The following is a 310-nucleotide window of genomic DNA, read 5'->3' on the forward strand; positions in this document are numbered from 1 at the left end:
ATCGACGCACATGGAAAATCAGCGGGACGCCAAATTCATCCTGTATGAGTCCATTCATGTCTAAGCCGATGAATGCCTCTGGCGGAATAAAGCCATTGCGACGCACTCTCTCCAAATACATCGTATTTGGGTAATAAGCCCCAAAAATAAGATAGTTTGTAGAGTTCATTGATCTGTCGATATGTCCTCGGACCAGTTTGATCATTTGGTTATCTATCCTGGTTATGTTGGCTTCATTATACAAAACATCATTTGGGTAGTACTTTTTGTAATCAGATTCGGGTGTTCGATATAGACCAAGACAGGCTCT

1 protein-coding gene is annotated in these 310 nt (G+C 41.6%); it reads right to left on the reverse strand.

All coding sequences use genetic code 11. The features are described from left to right. Window positions 1–205: hypothetical protein (locus tag IU476_RS36625; protein ID WP_228824860.1), on the reverse strand; the 205-nt coding region annotated here is incomplete at its 3' end. Between the last annotated feature and the right edge of the window lie 105 nt (window positions 206–310).

The organism is Nocardia blacklockiae, assembly GCF_015477355.1.
GTDB lineage: Bacteria > Actinomycetota > Actinomycetes > Mycobacteriales > Mycobacteriaceae > Nocardia > Nocardia blacklockiae.